Genomic DNA, 21,992 nt, shown 5'->3' on the forward strand with positions numbered 1-21,992 from the left:
GGCTTTCTTTATATGGTGCCGGCACCAGGATTAAAACTTGGAAAGCCAAAGCCTTTGAATATAGTGGTATACCTTGTGTGTAATCGATAATGGGTACTCAAATAGGTACTCGCGTATTGCCGCTTACCCGCGCCGCGACAAAGCGCTGTTTCACAGACACGATTCTTGCTTCTTGTAGATCAGACGGCTATTCGCAACTGACAGCTGTGACCTACCCCTCCAAGGGTTGCACCGGTGTAAGGCTGCAACCGGCCAGGAGCGGATAGTGGACGCAGTGACGGCAAATGGGTTACTTCTAGAAACCGCTTTACCCATTTCTGTTGTTTGCCCAAGTCAGCGGGCCTAACGTTCAGAAGCCCTCCAGCATCTCTAGGCTAGTGCCTGGCTCTGTTGCAAATCATGCCCACGCTCACGTATTCGCAGCATGTTCTCGGCGTCCGTTGTATCGGCTTGCTCGTAATGTGGTATCAGGCCTGCGAATTCGGCCGCGCCGTCGAGTACGAATCCGTCGCCAAAAATGATTGGTGGGCGCTTGGGGAGACGGTTGATACTGAATGTGAGAGTTTGTTGCTCCATCAGCCAGCGATTATTTTCGATCAGCGCGGGGATTGATTCACGGAAATAATCGGGACCCTCCATAGCTTGGATAGCCGCCACAAACTGATCATGGCTGCGTTCGAAAAACTCGGCTTGGCGCTTCTTCCAGAAGGGAACTAGGTCAAAGATGAGGTCGTCGCTATATGCAAGCGGTTCGCTGCGCGATCGCTTAGCGAGTTCCGAAAACGCGTTGTGGATCAAGGCCGCCTCTGGGCATATCCAGGTCATTTGCCTCATCTGCTCGGCGGCGACTACCTCACCGTTGCCATACCTCCGAGCTTTCATCGCACGCTCAACCCGCTGGCAGCTTTCCCTAAGCATCTGGTGTGGCATATTCAACAGAAGTGTGCATAGCCCCGCAGCGAGCGCGATACCGTGCACACCCTCCGATTGCCGCGCAGAGATCGAGATGGCATGGATGATAGCGTGGTACTCGGGGAGTGTCGGATCCCGGAGAAACCTCATTGTCTGTGCTTCAGCTTCTCGGCGCGCCCCTAGCGGCACCTTATCGCTGAGGAACATGGGCATGACATCACGCTGCTCCTGATAGTAGGCGCAGGTCTCCAACAAGCTGCCAAGATAGATTGGTGACTTGAACAGGACGCGGTCGCGCTTGGGGTCATTCTTACCGAAAAAGCAGGCGGAAATTTGCTCTATTGGTTCGTGGAACTTCGGCACGCTTATGCTGAAACCCACATGCCAAGGATACAAACCATCGCCATTCGCGGGCTCATACCGTTCAATGAAGTGGTTGAGAGTGATGTCCTGCTTGAGACGCTTGATTGCAGGGTTGCTATCTGAAGGGTGTGCCATCAGCCGAAAGATCGCTTCAAGCGTTTTGAGGCCCCTAATGGAACAGTTCATGTCGACCCAATGACGTGTTTCGTGGGCCAGTGGAGCAAGCACGTTACGCGCTCCATCGACCAACACCAGGCCGGCGTCCCACTCAGGCTCGAACACCGCCTTTGCAAACTTGACCAAATCAGGTTCTTCCGCCCGATTGAGGTGAATTGTTTGGGTGAAGTGATCGTAGTTGGCAACGTTACTTTTTTTGAGGTTGATACCAAGCATTCGACGGGTCCAAAAGCCAATGTACAAGGATGCGCGCGGGAGAGTATGGCAATAGTGAGCCAATAGCAGGCGCTTGTGGATTCCTTGATCAATGCAGCCATATTCATGGCTCGGGGTAATCGGGCGCACAGTGCATTCAGGTTTGGCTGAGCTCGTCGGCCAAAGAGGACAGATTTTTTCCTGCTCTAAACGTCCGCATCGGCCAGTAGGCGGCACCTGCCCGACCGGCAGAAACCAGCTACTGAAGAAAGATCGCGCTGAGGCTTGCGCTATGGCAGACGTACGGTTCTCGCGCCCAGGAAGGTCAAGCTCGGGGCAGGAGGTGGTGAGAACGGAGGGGCAGATGGCTCCAAACTTTCTATAAATAGTACGATGTTCCGCTTGCCGGGGGACGCCACGCTTCCGTAGAGGATGCCATCGAGCTTACCTCCTTTGAAGTTGTGGTCACGAAGATATTCAGTCACCACTTGGGAGGGCAGATAGTCGACATGAGCACGATCCTCGCGATCGGCAACATGATTGTGCGTGCAAAGTGGTTCATAAAGCTCAACTCCATGCTGCTTTTCCGCTCCTTGGGAGAGAAATAGCTTGGTGTCGGTGGAAGTTGGGTTAGATCGAGAATTCTCAGAGATTTTTCGCTGATGAATCGGCCAACTCTGGCGTGGTCGCTCTTGATTTCTCGTACTGTGGTGTTGGGGTCAAGGGAGCCATAGAACATTGGAACCCCAGCTGGATTCATACGATTGTTTTGGCAGCTATCCCTAGGAGGTGGGCCAAATTGCGATGCAGGTGGGTTACGCATGCTGAAATAAGGACGTGCCCTGTAGAGCTTCGTACCAACAGGAAGCTCGCGGATTAAGCCATGAGTCGAGGAGAAATGAGCAATTGCGGCGAGTAAAGCCATGGGGCTGTATGAGTCCCGATCATCCGGATCTTCGCCTATTCGGTGAAAGAAATACCGTCGCTCATGCTTGATAACCTTGCAGAACCTGTCCCAGCCAAGAATCATTGCCCGATCTTCGTCAAGGCTAAGCCAGTCATAGTCACACCAAAGCTGATCGCTCAGGCTCCAACGTATCGCATCGGCTAGGGCTCCGCTGTGGTCCAGGGGAAGGTCCAGGTCGCAGTAGTCGAAGATTAGTTCCTCGGTGTCATAGGTGCTACCGAGCCATCCCCCCTCTTGTGAGCAGTAGCTCATCTGATCCTCTGGTGATCCCCAGTAACGACTGATACAGGCCTCTAAGTGCTCGCAAAAATCATCGAGAGTTGCTGTCGGGGCTACTGCTGTTCCGCAGAAGTCACAGCCGCGCCGCCCACTCTGAGATCTTACCCAGGCTTTGAGATCGTCGTCGCCAATACAGCGGGTACACAATCTGTCCATGTGGAAGCTCCCAGGAATGATGAGAGGGAGGATATCCCGCTCAAAACCACTGAACGAGAACATTTGGTCGCTCAGAAAGATGAGCAACAATCGGGGACACGTTATTTATGCTGGCGAGGGAGTCCTTGGCTGACTTTGCTGGCAGCGAGTGACCGCTTCTGGCCGGTTAGAGTATTTCAGTTCACTCTAACCTCCCCCCGCTAGACCGCGATCTCTGGTCTCTTGGCACGCCCTCGTCACGTGCCCTAGTCCTGAGACCTCGCCTATTACTATCACCGCCGGTGACTTGAGCCTGAAAACCTGTGCTGCATCACTCATGGTTGCCAAATCACTTCTGCACTCGCGCTGATGGGGCAGGGAGGCGTTTTCGATCATGGCCACCGGTGTGCTGGCAGCAAGCCCACCGGCCATCAATTCCCGTTGTACCTCTTCCAGCTTGGCCACGCCCATATACACCACCAGTGTGGTGCCGGTTTGTGCCAGAGCCTGCCAGTTAAGGCTGCTGTCGTCCTGGGTGTGGGCGGTGACTAGGGTGACGCCACGGGCAACTCCGCGCAAGGTCAAGGGAATGCCGCATTGGGTGGCGCCGGCCAAACCTGCGGTGATGCCGTTCACCAGCTCCACTTCAATTCCGTGGGCGCCCAGCCATTCGGCCTCTTCGCTGCCACGGCCAAAAATGCAAGGGTCGCCGCCCTTCAAGCGCACCACACACTTGCCTTGGCGGGCGTAGCGCAGCATCAAGCGGTGGATGAATTCCTGCGGGGTAGATCGGCAACCGCCGCGCTTGCCGACGCTAATAACCTTGGCGTTCACACAGTGTTCGAGCACTGCCGGGTTAACTAGGTCGTCTATCATCACCACGTCGGCACTATTGAGGGCGCGCAAGGCCTTCAGGGTGAGCAATTCAGGGTCACCGGGACCGGCACCCACCAACCAGACTTTTGCGCTCATGGGGTCTTCCTAATCAGGGCTGTGTATACGGCGCAGCGAGCTTGCATGCTTTGCTGCGATATTGTGCTGTTTGAAGTCATGCGTGCAGCAACCAAATCAACAGCAGGCCATTGACCAGTAGTGAGGCCAGCGCCAGTGCTCGCCACACTTTCAGCGGCTCGCGTTCAAGCAATGGCCGGTGTCGAGTGCTGGGTTGGTGTTCGCCTTGCTGCAGGGCCAATAACCACTCTTCGGCGGTTTCAAAGCGCTGGGTGGGGTCGCTGGTCAGGGCTTTGTCGAGGTTCTTCACCAGCCATTCTGGAAGGTCTGGGCGGTAGCGATTGGCGGCCACCGGGGTGCCAAAGCGCGGGCGCTGAAAGGCCTCGATTTCGCCGTAGGGGTAGTGGCCAGTAAGCAGGTAATACAGAGTAACGCCGGCGCTATAGAGGTCCTGCGCAGCACTGGGCGGCGCGCCTGCATAGGCTTCCGGGGCAATAAAACTGGGGGTGCCGGGCAACTCGCCCAGTGCCTGATTGGAAAGCCCAGGGCAATAGGCTAAACCGAAATCCAGCACCCGCAGCTCGCCATCATTATTGAGCAGCAGATTCTCCGGTTTGATATCGCGATGGACGATGTTGCGTCGGTGCAGCATGCCCAGCGCCCGTAACAGGAGCGAGGCGATTCCCAGCCATTGATTAAGGCCGAAGTTGCCGTGCACGTGATAGTGCTCGGCCAAGGTGATGCCGGGGTGTTCGCGCATCAGATAGTAAAGGTGCTGACGCTGGTTGGCGTGGTGCACCTCGGGAAAGTAACGTCCGGCCACGCGCCGCAGAAACCACTCTTCCTGTAACAGGGCATTCCCGGCTGTGCTGTCACTGTCCCGGCTGGCAGGTAGGGTTTTTAACAGCCAGGGTTGCTGCTGGTTGTCACGCACGCGGTACAGCACAGACTGGCGGTTTTGCCCCACAAGGGCCTCCACCTGCCAGCCTTCAAATACTTGCCCGGGCTTTAACAATGGTGGCAGTGGCCATTGATCCAGCTGCCCCAGAGCGTCGCCCAAGCTGGTCTCACCCAATTCATCGACCCGTACCAGCACGGCACTGGCGTTGTCCTGGCTGCCAGCTTGATGGGCAGCACTAACCAGGGCCTGGCTGGCCGCTTGCAACTGCTGTTCATCACGCAGAATACCGGCAATTGAGGCCTCACTCAGGGTGGCCCAAATGCCATCGCTGACCAGCAGAAAGCTCTCGCCAAGGCGCAACTCGCCATCCAGGTAATCCACCACCACATGCTGCTCCAAGCCCATGGCGCGCTTGAGCACATGCTGCATACCCGGTTGGCCCCACACGTGGTCTTCGCTGATGCGCTGTAACTGCCCGGCAAACCAGCGGTACACCCGGCAATCGCCGATATGTGCGAGGGTAAAGTGCCGACCGCGCATCACCAAAGCACTGAGGGTGGTGAGCAGCGGCTGGCCGCCGCCATTGGCATGCAGCCAGCGGTTTTGTGCAAGCAACAGACGGTCCAGGGCTTGCGCCACGCCCCAGGTTTCCGGCGTGGCGTAGTAGTCGTGAGCCAGTGCTTGCAAGGTTGACCGGGCAGCCAAGCCACCGTCCGCGCATTGGCTAACGCCGTCAGCCAAGGCAAACAAATAACCCTTGCTGCCAGCCAGCGATGGCGCCGGAGTGACCAGACGCACCGCATCCTGGTTCTCCACGCGCGGCCCGCTGGCGCTGCTTTCGGCGTAGCTCAGATGCAAGCCCATGGCGGTTTACTCAGACCCGTGCAGCGGTAAAGGCAGCCGAACCCCACGTGGTTCTCCAGCGTTTTTTCACACCGTGCAAACCGAACCAGGCAATCACGCCCAGGCTGGCAAATAACCACAGGCCGATTTGGTAGTCGCCGGTATTCTGTTTGATTGCACCCAGGCCTGCAGCCAGGAGGAAACCGCCGATGCCTCCTGCCATGCCGATCAGGCCGGTCATCACACCAATCTCTTTACGAAAGCGCTGTGGCACCAGTTGGAACACTGCACCGTTACCTGCACCCAAGCCCAGCATGGCGCTAACGAACAAGGCTAATGCCGCCACCGAACTAGACAGATGAAAGCCCACCGCAGCAATGCAGATGGAGGCCACGGCATACATGCCCAGCAAGGTACGAATGCCACCAAAACGGTCGGCTAGGGCGCCGCCTAGAGGTCGCATCAGGCTGCCACCGAATACACAGGCCGCGGTGTAATAGCCGGCGGTCACTGGGCTGAGGCCGTACTGGTCGTGGAAATAACCGGGCAGGGCGCTTGCTAGGCCGATAAAGCCGCCAAAGGTGACGCTGTAGAAGAACATAAACCACCAGCTATCACGGTCGCCCAGGGCCTTGAAGTAATCGGCCATGGATTTAGCTTTGCTGCGGTTTGGAGCGTTACGGGCCATCAGGGTGAAGGCGATAAGCGTCAGCACCAGTGGGATCAGCGCCAGGCCAAACACATTGCTCCAACCAAAGGCTGCGGCCAGCAGCGGGGCAGCCAAAGCGGCAATCACGGTGCCCGAGTTGCCAGCGCCGGCGATGCCCATGGCCTTGCCTTGGTGTTCCGCGGGGTACCACTGAGATGCCAGCGGTAGGGCTACGGCAAACGAAGCACCGGCCATACCGAGGAACACACCGAGCAGCAGTGCTTGTTCATAGCTGTGGATGCCCAACTGCCAAGCCACCAGCAGTGCGCCAATCACAACCACTTGGCCGAAGATACCGGCGGTTTTTGGCGACAACTGATCCGCCAGTATGCCCATCAAAAAGCGCAGCAGGGCGCCAGCCAGAATCGGCGTAGCCACCATAAATCCGCGTTGCTGAGTGGTTAGTTGCAGGTCAGTGGCAATCTGTACTGCCATTGGGCCTAGCAGGTACCAAACCATAAAGCTCAAATCGAAATACAAAAAGGCGGCAAACAACGTGGGGGTGTGGCCGGCTTTCCAGAAACTGTTGGTGTTCATTCCCAGTACCTCATCTGCAAATAGGTAGTTGTGTTTGCAGGTGGGTAGCTTTGAGAGCTGCCCACCAGGCCCCGTTTCCAAGGCCATAAACGCAAAAGACGCCGCAATCCCAAGTTCGCTTTAGCGAGGGGAAGTGCGACGTCTTTGTCGTGGTGGGGCAACCGCCGTTGGCTACCTGTGCTGATACATAAGCAGGTTGTGTGCCAATTAGGCTGGAGAGCTCTAGGGCAATGGTTTTACTTTTATTTGCAGAGCCTTTTAGGCTGTGTACAGCCACTGTTGGTGCAGTGTGCTGTGTTGTGGAGCAGGCGCTGCGTTTGATTTTGTAGGGTGCGCACCGCGCAGCTACCGCTCCTACGGTTAGCCCAACAACTCAGTCATGGCGATAATCTGCTCTGCCACCTGAATCAGCTTCTGCTGTTTGCTCATGGCTTGGCGACGCATCAGTGTGTACGCCTCCTCTTCGCTGCAGTCTTTCATTTTCATCAACATACCCTTGGCCAACTCAACCCGTTTGCGCTCAGCCAGCTGCTGGTCGCGGGCGTGTAGTTGCGAGCGCAGCACTTGGTCGCTTTCAAAGCGCGCCATGGCCACGTCCATGATCGGCTGCAAGCGCTGGGCATGGATGCCTTCGACGATATAGGCGCTCACACCAGACTTGATCGCCTGGCGCATCACGCCGGGATCGTGCTCGTCGGTAAACATCACAATCGGCCGTGGCTGGTCGCGGGTCACCAGCACCACTTGTTCCATCACATCCCGGCTTGGCGACTCGGTGTCGATCAATACCACGTCCGGACGCACGGCTTCCACGCGGGCGGGCAGGTCGATGGTCAGCCCTGACTCGTCGATCACTTCAAAGCCCGCCTCGCTCAAGGCCGTACGCAAGCGCCCGACCTTCTTCGAGGTGTCATTGATCAGCAGGATACGCAGCATAGCGGCCAGCTCCTGTCAGTGATCATTGAGGGCATGCAGGTTAAAACTGCGGGCATAGCCGGCAGGGTCGGTACCGTCCCAAACGCTGCCATCGAGCAGGCGGCTGGTGCGCATGGCGGCATTAGGCACAGGAATATCCAGGGCGGTTGCGGCGGCGCTGTACAGCTCAGTTTGTTGCACCTGGCAGGTTACGGCGAGGTAGTCAGGGTCCTGGCGCAGCAAACCCCAGCGGCGGAACTGAGTGAGAAACCACATGCCATCCGAGAGGTAGGGAAAGTTTGCAGCGCCGTTGTTATGGAAGCGCAGGGCGTTGGCGTCGTGCCATTGATTGCCCAGGCCATCGCTGTACTCGCCCAGCAGGCGCGGTTCGACACTGGATAACGGCGCATCTAGGTACTCACTGCTGCTCAACAGTTGTGCTGTGCTGCGACGGTTCTCGTGGCTTTCCTCAATAAAGCGGCTGGCTTCCAACACCGACATCACCAGAGCGCGGGCGGTATTGGGGTTTTGCTCAACAAATTCGCGAGTGCAGGCCAGGACTTTTTCCGGGTGATCCGGCCAGATGGCTTGGCTGGTGGTCAGGGTAAAGCCCTGGCCATGCTCCACGGCATTGGCGCACCAGGGTTCGCCCACGCAAAAGCCATCAATGCGCCCTGCTTCCAGGTGCGCGAGCATTTGCGGCGGCGGCACCACCACGCTGTTTACATCCTGCAGCGGGTGAATGCCCTGGCTGGCCAGCCAGTAATACAGCCACATGGCATGGGTGCCGGTGGGGAAGGTCTGGGCGAAGGTAAGTTTTGTGCCGCTTTGGTGCGCGCGCTGTTGCAGTGCACTGGCGCTGGTCACACCAGCCTCTTTCAGTGGTTGCGACAGGTTGATGCTCTGGCCGTTCTGGTTCAGACCCATAAGCACGGCCATATCGGTAGCAGCGGCGCCGCTGATGCCCAGTTGAATGGCGTAGATCATGCCGTACAGGCTGTGGGCGGCGTCCAGTTCGCCGCTTATCAGCTTGTCATTGATGCCAGCCCAGGAGGCCTGGCGTTTGAGGTTGAGGGTTAAGCCATAGGGCTGGGCAAAGCCCTGGGTGGCCGCTACGACCACGGAGGCGCAGTCGCTAAGCGGCATGTAGCCGATATTGAGGACGTTCCTTTCTGGGGCATCGCTGCCCGCTACCCAGGCCAGAGAGTGCATAAGCAGGCCATCGCTCATAGGGGTGTTCCTGAAAACCTAGACCACAAAAAACGATGTCCCTACCGCGGGTTATCAACCGGGTAGCACGACGCAGTTGTCAGTAAGGTCGCCACGTGGCGTTTACTGGCGACCTTAGCGGGAAGAACAGCAATTGCTGTGCCGAGTTTGTGTTTGGCGGGTTCGGCTCTTGATCTGCATAGGAGCGACTTCAGTCGCGATCCCCGCAAACGTGGGCATCAATACACATCGCGCAAATACCGTCGCTCTTTGCTCATGCCGCTGACGTACAGGGTGGCGGCGCCGCTGCTCATTTTTCCGTGTACTTGCACGATCTTTTTCAGGGCTGCGTCGACGTCTTTGGCCATGCGTGCGGCGTCGCCGCAGACGCATACCGAGGCGCCTTGTTGCAGCCAGCTCCACAGCAGCGCGCCCTCTTCGAGTATGCGTTGTTGCACGTAGATTTTTTCTGCCTGGTCGCGGGAGAAGGCGGTGTCTAGGCGGGTGAGCAGGCCGCTGCGTTGCCAGGTACGTAATTCGTCGTGGTAGTAGAAGTCGCTTACGGCGCGTTGTTCGCCAAAGAACAACCAGTTTTTGCCAGAACCGCCCTGGGCTTGGCGCTCCTGCAGAAAGGCGCGGAAAGGCGCGATGCCGGTGCCTGGGCCAATCATGATTAGCGGCAACTGCGGGTCTTGTGGGGGGCGAAAGTGCGCCGAGCGTTGCAGGAATATCCGTGCGCCCCGGCCCTCTGCACGGTCGGCTAGGAAGGTTGAACAGACGCCACCACGCTGCTTGTTCTGGTGCTGGTAGCGCACGGTAGAAACGGTGATATGCACTTGGTTTGGATGCGCTTTAGGGCTCGATGAAATGGAGTACAGGCGCGGTTGCAGCGGCTTGAGCAAGCTCAGCAGTTCATCGCTGTTGAGGGGGATTGGGAACTCCAACAACAGGTCGAGCAACTGACGGCCCCAGAGCCAATCCTTGAGTTCGGCTTGGTCTCCGCCCTGCAGCAGCTCTTCCAAGAGCGGACTGGCGGAGCGCTCGCATACCCACTGCAGCTGCTGAGGGGTGATGCGGACGATTTCCAAGTGTTCTTCTAGGGCCATGCGCAGGGTCATGGGCGTTTGTTCTTTGAGCTCAACGCTGCAATCACCATCGAGCTGCAAGGCCTTGAGAAGGGCATTGACCTGCTCTGGGCAATTGCTCGGCCATACGCCCAGGGCATCGCCGGCTTGGTAGGGGAAGTCGTGGTCGCCGAGGTCGAAGACGATATGGCGGGTTTCCTTCTGCGCCCCCTGGCTGTTGAGAATGCGGTTTTCTAGCAACCGAGTGATCAGCGGGTTGTGACGGTTGTAGCGGCTACTTTCGATGGGGGTTGGCAACAAGTTGGAGGTTTTTTCCACTGCGGCAATGGGCCCGCTTGGCAAGGCTATGCAGATTTTTTCCAGCCACTGCTCGGCAGCTTGTTGATAGTCCGGTTCGCACTCTTGGCGCGCGTGCAGGCATTCGCCGCCGAGGGCTGCTAGGCGCTCATCCAGCTTGCGGCCAAAGCCACAGAACTGGTCGTAACTGGAGTCGCCCAGGGCCAACACGCTGTAGCGGCTGCTGGCCAAGGCTTGGGCTTCGGCGTTTTCCAGGCTAGCCCAAAAACTGGCGGCATTGTCCGGTGGCTCGCCATCGCCAAAGGTGCTGGTCACCAGTAGTACGCCGGCGGCGCCACATAGGTCCTCCAGCTTGGCGTCATCCATGGCCATCATCCGCACGCGTTGGCCTTTACTGCGTAGGCGCTGTGTGCAGGTTTCGGCCAGATCTTCGCTGTTGCCGGTTTGTGAGGCCCACAGCACCAACCACTGCGGGGCGATGACTTCTGCCGGTGCTGCGCTGAGCAGTTGCAGCGCATGGCTGGGCATATCCAGACCCGCGGTTTGGCGTGAAAACAGCCCCGCCAACATGCCATCCAGCAACAGGCGTTTGTTTTCCGTTAGCGGTGCACTGGCGGGCAGGGTGGGCACGCCACTTACACGCCCTTCCAGGCTGCGTAGGCCCAACAGATAGCCCTGCATATACAGCTCCTCGGCGGCGCTCAGTTGCAACTGCGCCGGGGTGTCGAGGTTAAGCAGGCGAGCAAAGACATTGGTCTGCATGGGGGCGAGCTCCTCGGAAACAGTGGTCCCCTGAGGGGACGGCGCACGGCTGACGGCTTGTAGGCTAACGGCGCAAAACTTGAACGCCGGCTGCAGGGATACGGGGTCAATGGCGTCGCTGGTCACAGCGTTAATGGCCAGCTGTTCGCCAAACACATCGTTCCAGTGGAAGGGCGCAAAGCAGTTGCCTGGGCGTACGCGGTCGCTGATTAAGGCCGGTAGCACCGCCACGCCATGGCGGGAACGAATTTCCACGCCGTCGCGTTCACTAATTGCCAGGCGGGTGGCGTCGCTGGGGTGAATTTCCACAAAGGGGCCGGGGTTGAGCTTGTTCAGTGTGGGTACTTTCCCGGTCTTGGTCAGGGTGTGCCACTGGTGCTGCAGGCGACCGGTATTGAGTATCAGGGGGAAGTTCTCATCGGGCAGTTCTGCAGGCCGCAAATGGGGGCGTGCAAAGAACTGCGCCTTGCCACTGTCGGTGGCAAACACCAGTGCCGGTTGGCTGCCGTCTGCGGCCAGTTTCAGGGTTTGGCTGGTGTCATTATTCAAGTAACGCAGTGGGTTACGCGTGGCCGCGTCGCTATCGGCAATGGGCCATTGCAACGGTTGCTCGCGCAGGCGTTCATAGCTGGCACCGCGAATGTCGTAGCCGGTTTTGGGGTTCCAGCAGCGTTTGATTTCTTCAAAGATTTCGCTGGCGCTGTTGTAGCTAAACGCTTCGCTGTAGCCCATGGCGCAGGCCACGCGGGCGATAATTTTCCAGTCGGCCAAGGTGTCGCCTGGCGGAGTTACGGCTTGCTGCATTAGGGTGAGGTTGCGCTCGGAGTTGATCATCACCCCCTCGGCTTCCGCCCACAGCGCGCCGGGCAACAGGATGTCGGCATAGCGATTGGTTTCGGTGTCCAGGTAAGCGTCCTGAGTGATCACTAGTTCGGCCTTTTGTAGTGCCTCAATCACGGTTTTGCGATTGGGCGCACTGGCTACCGGGTTGGTGCAGATAATCCAACAGGCTTTTACTTCGCCGGCGGCCATGGCCTCGAATAGGGCCACCGTGCCATCGCCACCTTCGCTCCGAAGGCTGCCGGGTTGCAGGGCCCATATCCGTTCAATAAACGCGCGGTCCTCGGCCACCAAGGCGGAGCGCTGGCCAGGTAGGCCGGGGCCCATATAGCCCATCTCGCGGCCGCCCATGGCATTGGGTTGGCCGGTAAGGGAGAACGGCCCGCTGCCTGGACGACAAATGGCGCCGGTGGCGAGGTGCAAGTTGCATAGGGCGTTGGTGTGCCAGGTGCCTTGCACGCTCTGGTTGAGGCCCATGGTCCAGCAGCTCATCCAGTTTTCTGCTTCACCAATCCACTGCGCGGTCTGGCGAATATCGGCCGCGCTCAAACCAGTAATGGCGGCGACTTTCTCGGGCGAGTAGTCCTCAAGAAAGCTCGGCATTACCTCCCAGCCTTCGGTGAATTCAGCGATAAACGCTGGGTCGGTATGGCCGTTTTTCACCAGCACATGCAGCAAGCTATTGAGCAGCGCCAGGTCGGTGCCTGGGGCGATTTGTAGGTACAGGCTGGCCTTGTCGGCAGTGGCGGTGCGCCGTGGGTCGATGACGATCAGCTTGGCCCCGGCCTTAACCCGGTTGAGCAGGCGCAGAAACAGAATGGGGTGACAGTCGGCCATGTTGGCGCCGATCACTACAAACACATCGCTGTGCTCAAAGTCGCTGTAGGAGCCGGGCGGACCATCGGCACCGAGGGATTGTTTGTAGCCGCTGCCGGCGCTGGCCATGCACAGGCGCGAGTTGGATTCGATATGGCTGCTACGAATAAAACCCTTGGTCAGCTTGTTGGCCAGATACTGCGCCTCCAGGGACATTTGCCCGCTGACATACAGGGCTACGGCATCCGGGCCGTGCTCGTCGATGATGCTGCACAGACGGCTGGCGGTAGCGTCGATGGCTTGGTCGATGGCCACGCGCACCGGGGAAAGGTTGCGCTCCTGGCGCATAAACGCGTGCTCCATGCGCCCACTGTTGACCACGGCTTGGCCGCAGGTACTGCCCTTGGTGCACAGGCGACCGAAGTTGCTGGGGTGCTGTTTGTCCCCGGAAACGTTGACGATCAGGTTGTCTTCCACCTGCATAACAATGCCGCAGCCCACCCCGCAGTAGGGGCATACGCTACGTACGGTTTTGCTGGTTGTCGGTAGTGCTGCCATCGCCGTATCCACCTGCAGAAACGACAAAGGCGCCATGCTGCTCCTCGTCTTTCAACGGGGGCTGCACGGCGCCTTTGTCGTGTGTATTGCTTGAATGTGTTGGCCATCATCGTTGACGGCCTTGCTTGTACTTAGCAATGGCTGGGCCAAAAGTGTCGCAAGCTCGTGTGCGGTTGTGTGGGAGCGGCTTCAGTCGCGAGTTTTGACTTTAAAAGCATCGAGGCTGAAGCCTCTCCCACAGGTACTGTGTGATGCCTAAGTCGCGTCACGTTGGGGCGGTAGGTCGAAAACTGCACTGTTTTAGCTCTGAATTGGCACGTGAGGTAATTCCCCTGCTTGGAGGGAAAGCCCGTAAATACGGCGTTTTCAGGGTGCAAATAAAATTCTGGCACAGCCACTGCATAGTCTTTATGAACTCACTGCCATTGCGCAGGTGAGACACCCCGTCGATCAATGGCGATCGTTGGCTGAGACAGGCCCGGGTGACAAGGACTGCGTCAGGCTTACTAGGCCGGCAGTACGAACAGGCAAAGACGCCTGGAACCTTTTGGTTCCAGGCGTTTTTTTTGCTCAAAAAAAACTGTAGCGGCGTTGGCGGGTGTACACATGAACAGCAAAGATCTTCAGCAATTAGTCGTCATCGGCAACGGCATGGTTGGTCACCACTGCGTAGAGCAGTTGGTGGAACGCGGCGCGTTGAGCCGCTACCAGATTCATGTGTTCAGCGAAGAGCCGCTGCGCGCCTACGACCGTGTGCACCTGTCCGAATACTTCGGTGGGCGCGATGCCGAATCCCTCGCCCTTGGCGACTGGGCGCTGTATCAAACCCCAGGCGTCACCCTGCACCTGGGCGTGCCGGTGCTGGAAATCGACCGCGCCAGCCGCGAGGTGATTACTGCCAATGGTTGCGTGCCCTATGATCAGCTTGTACTGGCCACCGGCTCGTTCCCCTTTGTGCCGCCGATTGAAGGTGCCGCCGGCGACTCGCGCTTGGTCTACCGTACCCTGACCGACCTCGATACTATCCAAGCCGCCGCCAAGAACGCCCGTCGTGGCGTGGTTGTGGGGGGCGGTTTGCTCGGTCTGGAAGCGGCAAACGCCCTTAAGTGCTTGGGCCTGGAAGCCCACGTGGTGGAGTTCGCCCCGCGCTTGATGCCGGTGCAGTTGGATGATCACGGCGGCCACGCTCTGAAGTCGCGTATCGAAGCTCTTGGCGTTAGCGTGCATTTGTCTCGCGGTACCCAGTCGATCTCCGCCGGCAGCGAATACCGCTACCGCATGAACTTCGCCAACGATGAGTTCTTGGAAACAGATCTGATAGTTTTCTCCGCTGGCATCCGCCCGCAGGACGCCTTGGCCAAACAATGCGAATTGGAGCTAGGCGCCCGTGGCGGTATCGCCATCGACAGCCAATGCCGTAGCAGCGATGCCAACATTTACGCTATCGGCGAATGCGCGGCCTGGAATGGCAGCATATTTGGTTTGGTTGCGCCGGGTTACCAAATGGCCCGCAGCGTTGCGGCGCAACTCTGTGACGAAACGGCCGTTCCGTTTATGGGCGCCGACATGTCCACCAAGCTCAAGCTGCTTGGTGTAGATGTCGGTTCCATCGGTGACGCTCATGGCGCCATCGCCGGTTCGCGTAGCTACCGCTTTATTGATGAATCCACAGGCAGCTACCGGCGCTTGGTGGTGTCCGCCGATGGCAAACAAGCCTTGGGCGCGGTGCTGGTGGGCGACAACAGTTACTACGACACCCTACTGCAATACGTACAAAACGGCATTACTCTGCCAGCCGACCCCTCGTCGTTGATTCTGCCCCTTGGCGAAGCCGCACCGGCGCTTGGCGTTGATGCCCTGCCAGCTACGGCCACCGTGTGCTCCTGCCATAACGTCAGTAAAGGCGCGATTTGCTGCGCCATCGACGCTGGTTGCGGCGACCTTGCCGGCCTTAAAGCACAGACCAAAGCCGCCACCGGTTGCGGCGGTTGCGCCAGCTTGCTTAAGCAGGTGTTCGAGCATGAGTTGACGGCCCGTGGCGTTAGCGTTGACAAGAGTTTGTGCGAGCACTTTGCTTTCACCCGCCAGGAGCTGTACTCCATGGTGCGCGTGGAAGGCATCGAAACCTTCGACGAACTGCTGGCCCGCCATGGCAAAGGCCGCCTCGGTTGCGACATCTGCAAACCCGCTGTGGGCTCCATTCTAGCCTCGTGCTGGAACCGGCAAATTCAGGAATCATGGTTGGTGCCGCTGCAAGACACCAACGACACCTTTATGGCCAACATGCAGAAGAACGGCACCTACTCGGTGGTACCGCGTATTCCCGGTGGTGAGATCAGCCCAGATGGTTTGATTGCCATTGGTGCAGTGGCGAAAAAGTACGATCTGTACACCAAGATCACTGGCGGCCAGCGTATCGACCTGTTCGGCGCGCAACTGCACGAGCTGCCAGATATCTGGGGGGAACTGATTGCCGCCGGCTTTGAAACCGGCCACGCCTATGGCAAGTCCACCCGCACGGTGAAGAGTTGCGTGGGCAGTACCTGGTGCCGTTATGGCGTGCAAGACAGTGTGCAAATGGCCCTGCTGATTGAGGATCGCTACAAGGGCCTGCGCTCGCCGCACAAGCTCAAGTTTGCGGTATCCGGTTGCACCCGGGAATGCGCCGAAGCGCAAAGCAAAGACGTTGGCGTAATCGCCACCGAGAAGGGCTGGAACTTGTACATCAGCGGCAACGGCGGCATGCGCCCGCGGCACGCTGAACTGTTCGCCACCGACCTCGATGACGACACTCTGATCCGCTACATCGACCGCTTCCTAATGCTCTATATCCGCACCGCCGACAAGCTGCAACGCACCTCTGTATGGCGCGAAAGCCTGGAGGGTGGCTTGGACTACCTGAAGGCTGTGATTATCGATGACAGCCTGGGTCTGGCTGCCGAGTTGGAAGGGCAGATGCAGTTGGTGGTCGAACGCTACGAATGCGAATGGGCCAACGCCCTGAAAGATCCAGAGAAGCTCAAACGCTTCCGTACCTTCGTCAACGATAACGGCGCTGACCCTGATATTCACTTCGTCAAAGAACGCGGCCAACGCCGTCCAATTCGTGCAGAAGAGCTGCACCTGATAGCCGCCGAGGAGATCGTCTGATGAGCCAAGCCAATGCCGTCGTAGCTGCCCAATACACCCACTGGAAAACACTGTGCACCCGTCAGGACCTAGTCTCCAACTCTGGTGTAGTGGCCTTGCTGGAGGGCGTCCAAGTGGCGCTGTTCTACCTACCCAACGAGCCGGAAGGTGAGCGTTTGTTCGCCATTGATAACCGCGACCCGAAGTCGGGAGCCAATGTGATTGGCCGTGGCCTGGTGGGCAGTTTGGCCGGGGACTTAGTGGTGGTTGCACCGCTGTACAAACAACACTTTCGCCTGGAGGACGGTACCTGCCTGGAATATCCTAAGCAGGCGTTGAGCGTGTGGCCGGTGCGCTTTAATGGCGATGCCGTCGAGGTGGCGTTTCCTTAAAGTAAAACTCGAGAGTACGGTTGGGGTTGATTGAATGAGTCCGAATTATCCAGGCCTCTAAAGTCGTCCGCGTTTGCTCTGTAATCTCAAACTGCTCTTGCCGCTTAGTTTTCTGCTGCATCACAATGGCTTGCGATGACACGTGCTCTCCATGGGCAATGTCTCGTGAGCGGAGCTGGGTTAAGTCGCAGTGAATTGACCCAGAATCCGTAGACGCTGAATGGCCGGTGTTGGCCGGTTAGCGACCACTTCTCTGGCTAGCCATGCTTGTCCTCCCACATGTGGAGGACTTGCCATGAACATCACTGCTACCTGCACCCGCCGGCCCTGGAACAAAGGAAAGTTGGTCGGACAGAAAACCCCGCTCCGGCTGAGAGATATCTGGGCCATCCGAGTAAGGCTTCAGCTTGCAGAACGAACCCGGGATCTGGCTTTGTTCGATCTGGCCATCGACAGCAAGCTTCGAGCCTGCGACTTAACCAAGCTCCGTGTATGCGACGTTGCTCATGGCGAGCATGTGTCATCACGAGCAATGGTTATGCAGCAGAAAACGAAGCGACCAGTGCAGTTCGAAATTACTGAGCAAACACGGTCTGCTCTCGCGGCCTGGATACACCAAGCCCAGCTCCGTAGCCAGGACTGCCTTTTCCCGAGCAGGCTGCACACCTCAGACCATCTATCCACTCGTCAATACGCTCGTATCGTCAAAGGCTGGGTGCAAACCATTGGCCTTGATCCGGCCATGTATGGCACTCACACAATGAGACGTACAAAGGCATCACTGATCTATCGCAGGACAAAGAACTTGCGGGCCGTTCAACTTCTGCTTGGCCATACGAAGCTGGAGAGCACCGTTCGATATCTTGGGATTGAGGTCGACGACGCCTTGGAAATGGCAGAGCAGACCGAGGTTTGACCATGTATAGCGACGGTCGAAGTCAGGCCGTCGCTAACCGGCCAAAAGCAGACCTTCACTAGTGATAATTTCGGAGCGGCGCTGGTTTGCCACAGTGAGGCAGCCCCAAAGCTGTAAGTCCGCACGAACATATTCAGCAGTAGTGCATCAGCCAAGACATTCAATTAACTGCTGTACACAATCCTCAATTGACAGGCTCGAAGTCATCAAGGTCAAGGTTGGTTGCAGCGGCGGCTCATACGGGGAGGTAATACCCGTAAAATCTGCAATTTCCCCTGCCCTGGCGCGTTGGTAGAGCCCTTTTACATCTCGCGCTTCACACACCTGCAGCGAGCAGTCGAGATAGACCTCAGTAAAGTCGTTCGGGCCAACGACCTCTCGAACCATGGCACGATCCAGGTAGGTAGGGGAAATAAACGCCGCGATGCAAATCATCCCGGACTCGGCAAGCAACTTGGCAACCTCGGCAGCACGGCGCAGGTTTTCATGGCGTGCTGCCGGCGTAAAGCCGAGGTCGGCGCACAACCCGCTTCGCAGATTATCACCATCGAGTACGACGCAGCTCCGACCTAACTGATAAAGCCGTGCTTCCAGGGCGTAAGCCAGCGTGGACTTTCCCGAACCGGAGAGCCCTGTCAGCCACAGCACCTGTCCGCGCTGAGCATTGAGCGACTCGCGTTGCTCACGACTGACCTGCCCTTTCTGGCGGTTGTCGGGTTTAGCACTACCGCTCACCGAACGACTCACTCAAGGTTTTGCGTAAGGGCTTGAGTAAATAATCCATCACCGTACGCTCGCCGGTGCGGATATCGACCTGTGCTGTCATGCCTGGCAGTACATCCAACACCCGGCCCGTGGTTGAGGTCACAGGATAGGTAGCTGGCTTGATCCGCACACGGTAATAGATATCCATGCCGCGGCTGGTTTCTTCCTTCAGGCTATCGGCACTGACAAACGCAACCTCGCCTTTAACTCCACCAAAAATGGTGTAGTCAAAGGTGTCGAAACGAACAGTTGCCTCCAGACCCGGTACGATGCGAGCAATGTCAGCGGTGCTCACCTTGGCCTCAATCATCAAGTCATCGTCGACCGGGATGATCTGCATCAACTCCTCACCCGCCCTGAGCACACCGCCAACGGTGGTGACACGGATATTCTTGACGATGCCTGGCACCATGGCGGTAAACACGCTGTCCTGTTGTTCCTGTTTGCGCAGGGTCAGGGTTTGAGCGCTCTGGGATATATCATCTTCGGCCTTGGCTAGCTCCAGGCGGGCATCCTCAAGAAACTTGTTACGCCGGTTAACCAGGCGCGCCTCTGCTTCATTGAGCCCACGCTGCACACGCAACAGCTCAGAGCCACTGGCGTCACCGTTCGCGTAAAGCTGCTCAACCAGTCGTAACTCCTTCTGCGCCAGGGAAACCGCCACGCGCATGGTGCGCAGTTCTTCCTCAAGGCCCAGTTGGCGCTGCTTGAATAATGCCTCTTCGACACGTGCTGTTTCCGGGGAACGCTCAAGAAGATCTGCCTGAAAGGTGAGCCGTCGCTCACCAATAACCTCAGCCCGCAGCCGGGTTGCCCTAGCCTGCAAACCAAACAACCGGGCTTCTACTTCACCGACGGACGCCCCAAGACGGGTTTGCTCCAGCCTAGCGAGTAGCTGGCCCGGAGCCACCCTGTCGCCTTCCTTGACCAGCAGTTGCTCCAGTACGCCGCCATCAACCGACTGGATAATTTGCACCCGGCTGCTGGCAATCACCTCACCCGTAGCACGCGCCACCTCATCAATACGAAACAGCGACGCCCAGATGGCGAAGGTGGCAACAGCGATCAGTACAGCCATCAATAACCAGCCCTGACGACCACGATGAGAATTCTGTAGTTTGCTGACGCGTGCCTGGGTGCGCGCGTCTTCGTCCTGAGAGAAACGATCAGACCACATCGAGCGTCCCTCCTTTACCCATACGCGATGAGGCAACGGGACGGGCGAGCATCTGTGCCAGCACCTTGTCTGGTGTGTCGTCTTTAGTCACCTGCCCCTGCTGCATAACGATCACCCGCGTTGCCAGACGAGTTGCGGCCATCGGGCGATGGGTCGCAACGATCAAAATATCTTCAGGCCGAACAGCCTCTTGCAGAGCCGCCCAAGCGCGCTGTTCGGATTCACCATCAAGCGCAGCGGTAGGCTCATCCAGCAGCCATATACGGGGCTGGTTGATCAGAACCCGGGCGAGCGCCACTAGCTGCCTTTGACCTCCCGACAATCCTTCGCCGCCTTCGCTGATCGACAGATCCATGCCCTGAGGGCTGGATGCCGCGATGGCGTCGATGCCCAGCTCACGGGTGATTTGCAACAAACGTGAGTCGCTGCTCGCGCCGGTCAATGCCAGATTGCTGCGCAAGCTGCCTTTGAACAGTTGCACGGTTTGCGGCAAATAGCCCACCTGGCTGGCCACCAGTTGTGGATCGATCTCCCACAGATCGGCATCACCCAAGCGCACACGGCCCTCACTGGGGCGATAGAGACCTGCCAAGACTTTCAGCAGAGTCGATTTACCACAGCCCACAGGCCCCACCAGCAAAACACGCTCGCCAGATGTGAAGCGCAGCCCCTCGATATTGACCTGGCAAACGGGAGACTCCGGATAGGCAAACCGCACCCGGTCCAGCCCGATCTCACTGGGCAACTCATCAGGTAACAGCAGGTGCTGGTCCGACCGGCGATCACGCTCCAGAGACAACACCTGATGCACCATCTGCAGCGCCTGCCGAACGTGCTGCCACTGAGCGAGGTACTGAACACTTTGCGCAATGGGCGCAATCACTCGACCACCCAGAATGCTGCATGCGATCAGCCCGCCCATCGTCAGCAGACCGGCCTCGATCTGCCACACCCCCACGACCACTGCAGCAACATAGGCCAAGGTCGACAGGCTGCTGGTGCTAACACTGGAAAAACTGCTGATCGCGCGTTGCTGGATGCTGTAGCCATCGATGCTGGCGGTGACGCTTTGCCATTCCTGAGCAAAGCGCCAGCCGGCGTTATTGGCGCGAATGGACTCGGCACCACGGATGGTGTCGACCAACAAACCCTGCCGTTCATTGCTGCGTAGCATTTGCTGCTTGAGCAATGCGCGCAAACGCCATTGCGTGACATAGCCCAATAACAAGGCCACCGGCAGTAATAACGCATACACCCAGCCGACCGCGCCACCAATGATGGCGATGAACGCTAGAAACAGCAGCGCGAAGGGCAGATCCACCAACGCGAATACAACGCCCGAGCTGAAGAACTGCCGCACGGTATCCAACCCACCCACCTGCGCGGCCAAGGTGCCTAGGCTGCGCGGCTGTTGATCCAGACGCACATGCAGCAAATGCTCGAAAACCTGCTGCGAAACCCGCTTGTCCACCGCACAGGACAGGCTGTCCAAAATCCGCGCACGGGTGGTTTTCAGCAGCCAGTCGAGCAGGATGATCATCGCCATCCCCGTGACCAATGTGGTGAGGGTCGCGTACGCCAGTGTTGGCACCACACGGTCGTAAACCTGCATGGCAAAAATTGACGTGCCAACCGCCAGTAGATTCACCAGCACCGTGGCAACCATGACCTTCCACAGCCAGCCGCGCTCACGAAACAGCTCACGCCATACCAAACGAGTCGCCAGGTTGCCCGAGAACGCTCGGCCCGCGTCGGCGTTCCTGCTTGTCGGGGCACGCAGCCAGACCACCAGCGCATCCTGCAGCTCGGCTTCATGGACTTCACGCCGCTCGCCTGCGGCGTTGATCAACGTCAGAGCATCGGGCGCCTCACGAACAGCTAAAAACCAGCCGTCATCCGTGCACACCAGGGCCGGCAATCGGCGCAGATCCAGACGGCGCCAGGCCAACTGCACCGGCGCAAGGTTTTTCAGGCCTGCCTGCACCAGCACCTGCCTCAGCCAGTCGGCGGGTTTGAGCGCAACAGCCCCATGGCCCACCTGCATACATGCCTGCTGTAAAGCAGCGCCATCACAGGGAACTTGCAAAGACGCCAACAATTGCTTAACCAACGCAAGCGCAATGCCCGGCTGCTCCTGTGCGCCGTTTTGACCATCCATGTGC

General features: G+C 58.2%; 15 protein-coding genes. 3 read left to right on the forward strand and 12 right to left on the reverse strand.

Annotation, left to right across the window (positions count from 1 at the left end; all coding sequences use genetic code 11):
• Positions 1-369: 369 nt before the first annotated feature.
• From N1078_RS11225 to N1078_RS11260, 9 genes are all read right to left on the reverse strand, one after another.
• The gene (locus N1078_RS11225; protein WP_274088259.1) at positions 370-1,668 is read right to left on the reverse strand and encodes a hypothetical protein; all 1,299 of its coding nucleotides are present in this window, start codon (positions 1,666-1,668) and stop codon (positions 370-372) included.
• 269 nt (positions 1,669-1,937) lie between these two features.
• Positions 1,938-2,135, reverse strand: coding sequence for a hypothetical protein (locus tag N1078_RS19675; protein ID WP_443218110.1), 198 nt, complete (start codon positions 2,133-2,135; stop codon positions 1,938-1,940).
• On the reverse strand, positions 2,129-3,049 hold the full coding sequence (locus tag N1078_RS11230; RefSeq protein ID WP_274088260.1) for a HEPN-associated N-terminal domain-containing protein: 921 nt from the start codon (positions 3,047-3,049) through the stop codon (positions 2,129-2,131). The genes N1078_RS19675 and N1078_RS11230 overlap by 7 nt, the downstream gene beginning before the upstream one ends.
• Before the next feature lie 186 nt (positions 3,050-3,235).
• Entirely contained in the window at positions 3,236-4,000 is a 765-nt protein-coding gene (gene cobA / locus N1078_RS11235; protein WP_274088261.1) for a uroporphyrinogen-III C-methyltransferase, read from the reverse strand.
• Positions 4,001-4,076: 76 nt separating this feature from the next.
• Entirely contained in the window at positions 4,077-5,744 is a 1,668-nt protein-coding gene (locus tag N1078_RS11240) for a bifunctional protein-serine/threonine kinase/phosphatase (RefSeq protein WP_274088262.1), read from the reverse strand.
• A 10-nt stretch (positions 5,745-5,754) separates the two neighbouring features.
• The gene (locus N1078_RS11245; RefSeq protein WP_274088263.1) at positions 5,755-6,969 is read right to left on the reverse strand and encodes a nitrate/nitrite transporter; all 1,215 of its coding nucleotides are present in this window, start codon (positions 6,967-6,969) and stop codon (positions 5,755-5,757) included.
• Between the two features lie 360 nt (positions 6,970-7,329).
• Complete coding sequence (locus tag N1078_RS11250) at positions 7,330-7,905, reverse strand: ANTAR domain-containing response regulator (RefSeq protein WP_274088264.1); 576 nt, start codon at positions 7,903-7,905, stop codon at positions 7,330-7,332.
• Positions 7,906-7,920: 15 nt separating this feature from the next.
• On the reverse strand, positions 7,921-9,114 hold the full coding sequence (locus tag N1078_RS11255; RefSeq protein WP_274088265.1) for a CmpA/NrtA family ABC transporter substrate-binding protein: 1,194 nt from the start codon (positions 9,112-9,114) through the stop codon (positions 7,921-7,923).
• 218 nt (positions 9,115-9,332) lie between these two features.
• Complete coding sequence (locus tag N1078_RS11260) at positions 9,333-13,451, reverse strand: bifunctional nitrate reductase/sulfite reductase flavoprotein subunit alpha (protein ID WP_274088280.1); 4,119 nt, start codon at positions 13,449-13,451, stop codon at positions 9,333-9,335.
• Positions 13,452-14,057: 606 nt separating this feature from the next.
• Between N1078_RS11260 and nirB the strand changes: the two genes are divergently transcribed.
• From nirB to N1078_RS11280, 3 genes are all read left to right on the forward strand, one after another.
• Positions 14,058-16,601, forward strand: coding sequence for a nitrite reductase large subunit NirB (gene nirB / locus N1078_RS11265; RefSeq protein ID WP_274088266.1), 2,544 nt, complete (start codon positions 14,058-14,060; stop codon positions 16,599-16,601).
• The gene (nirD, locus tag N1078_RS11270; protein WP_274088267.1) at positions 16,601-16,972 is read left to right on the forward strand and encodes a nitrite reductase small subunit NirD; all 372 of its coding nucleotides are present in this window, start codon (positions 16,601-16,603) and stop codon (positions 16,970-16,972) included. Before nirB ends, nirD begins: the two co-directional genes overlap by 1 nt.
• A 295-nt stretch (positions 16,973-17,267) precedes the next feature.
• Positions 17,268-17,888 carry a tyrosine-type recombinase/integrase gene (locus tag N1078_RS11280; protein WP_003245850.1) on the forward strand — a complete coding sequence of 207 codons (621 nt, stop codon included), beginning with the start codon at positions 17,268-17,270 and terminating at the stop codon, positions 17,886-17,888.
• Positions 17,889-18,035: 147 nt separating this feature from the next.
• Here N1078_RS11280 and cysC read toward each other — a convergent pair whose 3' ends face one another.
• Genes cysC through N1078_RS11295 form a run of 3 tightly spaced genes read right to left on the reverse strand, consistent with a single transcriptional unit; the run spans position 18,036 to position 21,988 of the window.
• On the reverse strand, positions 18,036-18,623 hold the full coding sequence (cysC, locus tag N1078_RS11285) for an adenylyl-sulfate kinase (RefSeq protein ID WP_274088268.1): 588 nt from the start codon (positions 18,621-18,623) through the stop codon (positions 18,036-18,038).
• Entirely contained in the window at positions 18,613-19,830 is a 1,218-nt protein-coding gene (locus tag N1078_RS11290) for an HlyD family efflux transporter periplasmic adaptor subunit (protein WP_274088269.1), read from the reverse strand. The genes cysC and N1078_RS11290 overlap by 11 nt, the downstream gene beginning before the upstream one ends.
• Entirely contained in the window at positions 19,820-21,988 is a 2,169-nt protein-coding gene (locus N1078_RS11295) for an ATP-binding cassette domain-containing protein (protein ID WP_274088270.1), read from the reverse strand. The genes N1078_RS11290 and N1078_RS11295 overlap by 11 nt, the downstream gene beginning before the upstream one ends.
• Between the last annotated feature and the right edge of the window lie 4 nt (positions 21,989-21,992).

Source organism: Pseudomonas sp. MIL19 (assembly GCF_028680365.1).
Taxonomy (GTDB): domain Bacteria; phylum Pseudomonadota; class Gammaproteobacteria; order Pseudomonadales; family Pseudomonadaceae; genus Aquipseudomonas; species Aquipseudomonas spirodelae.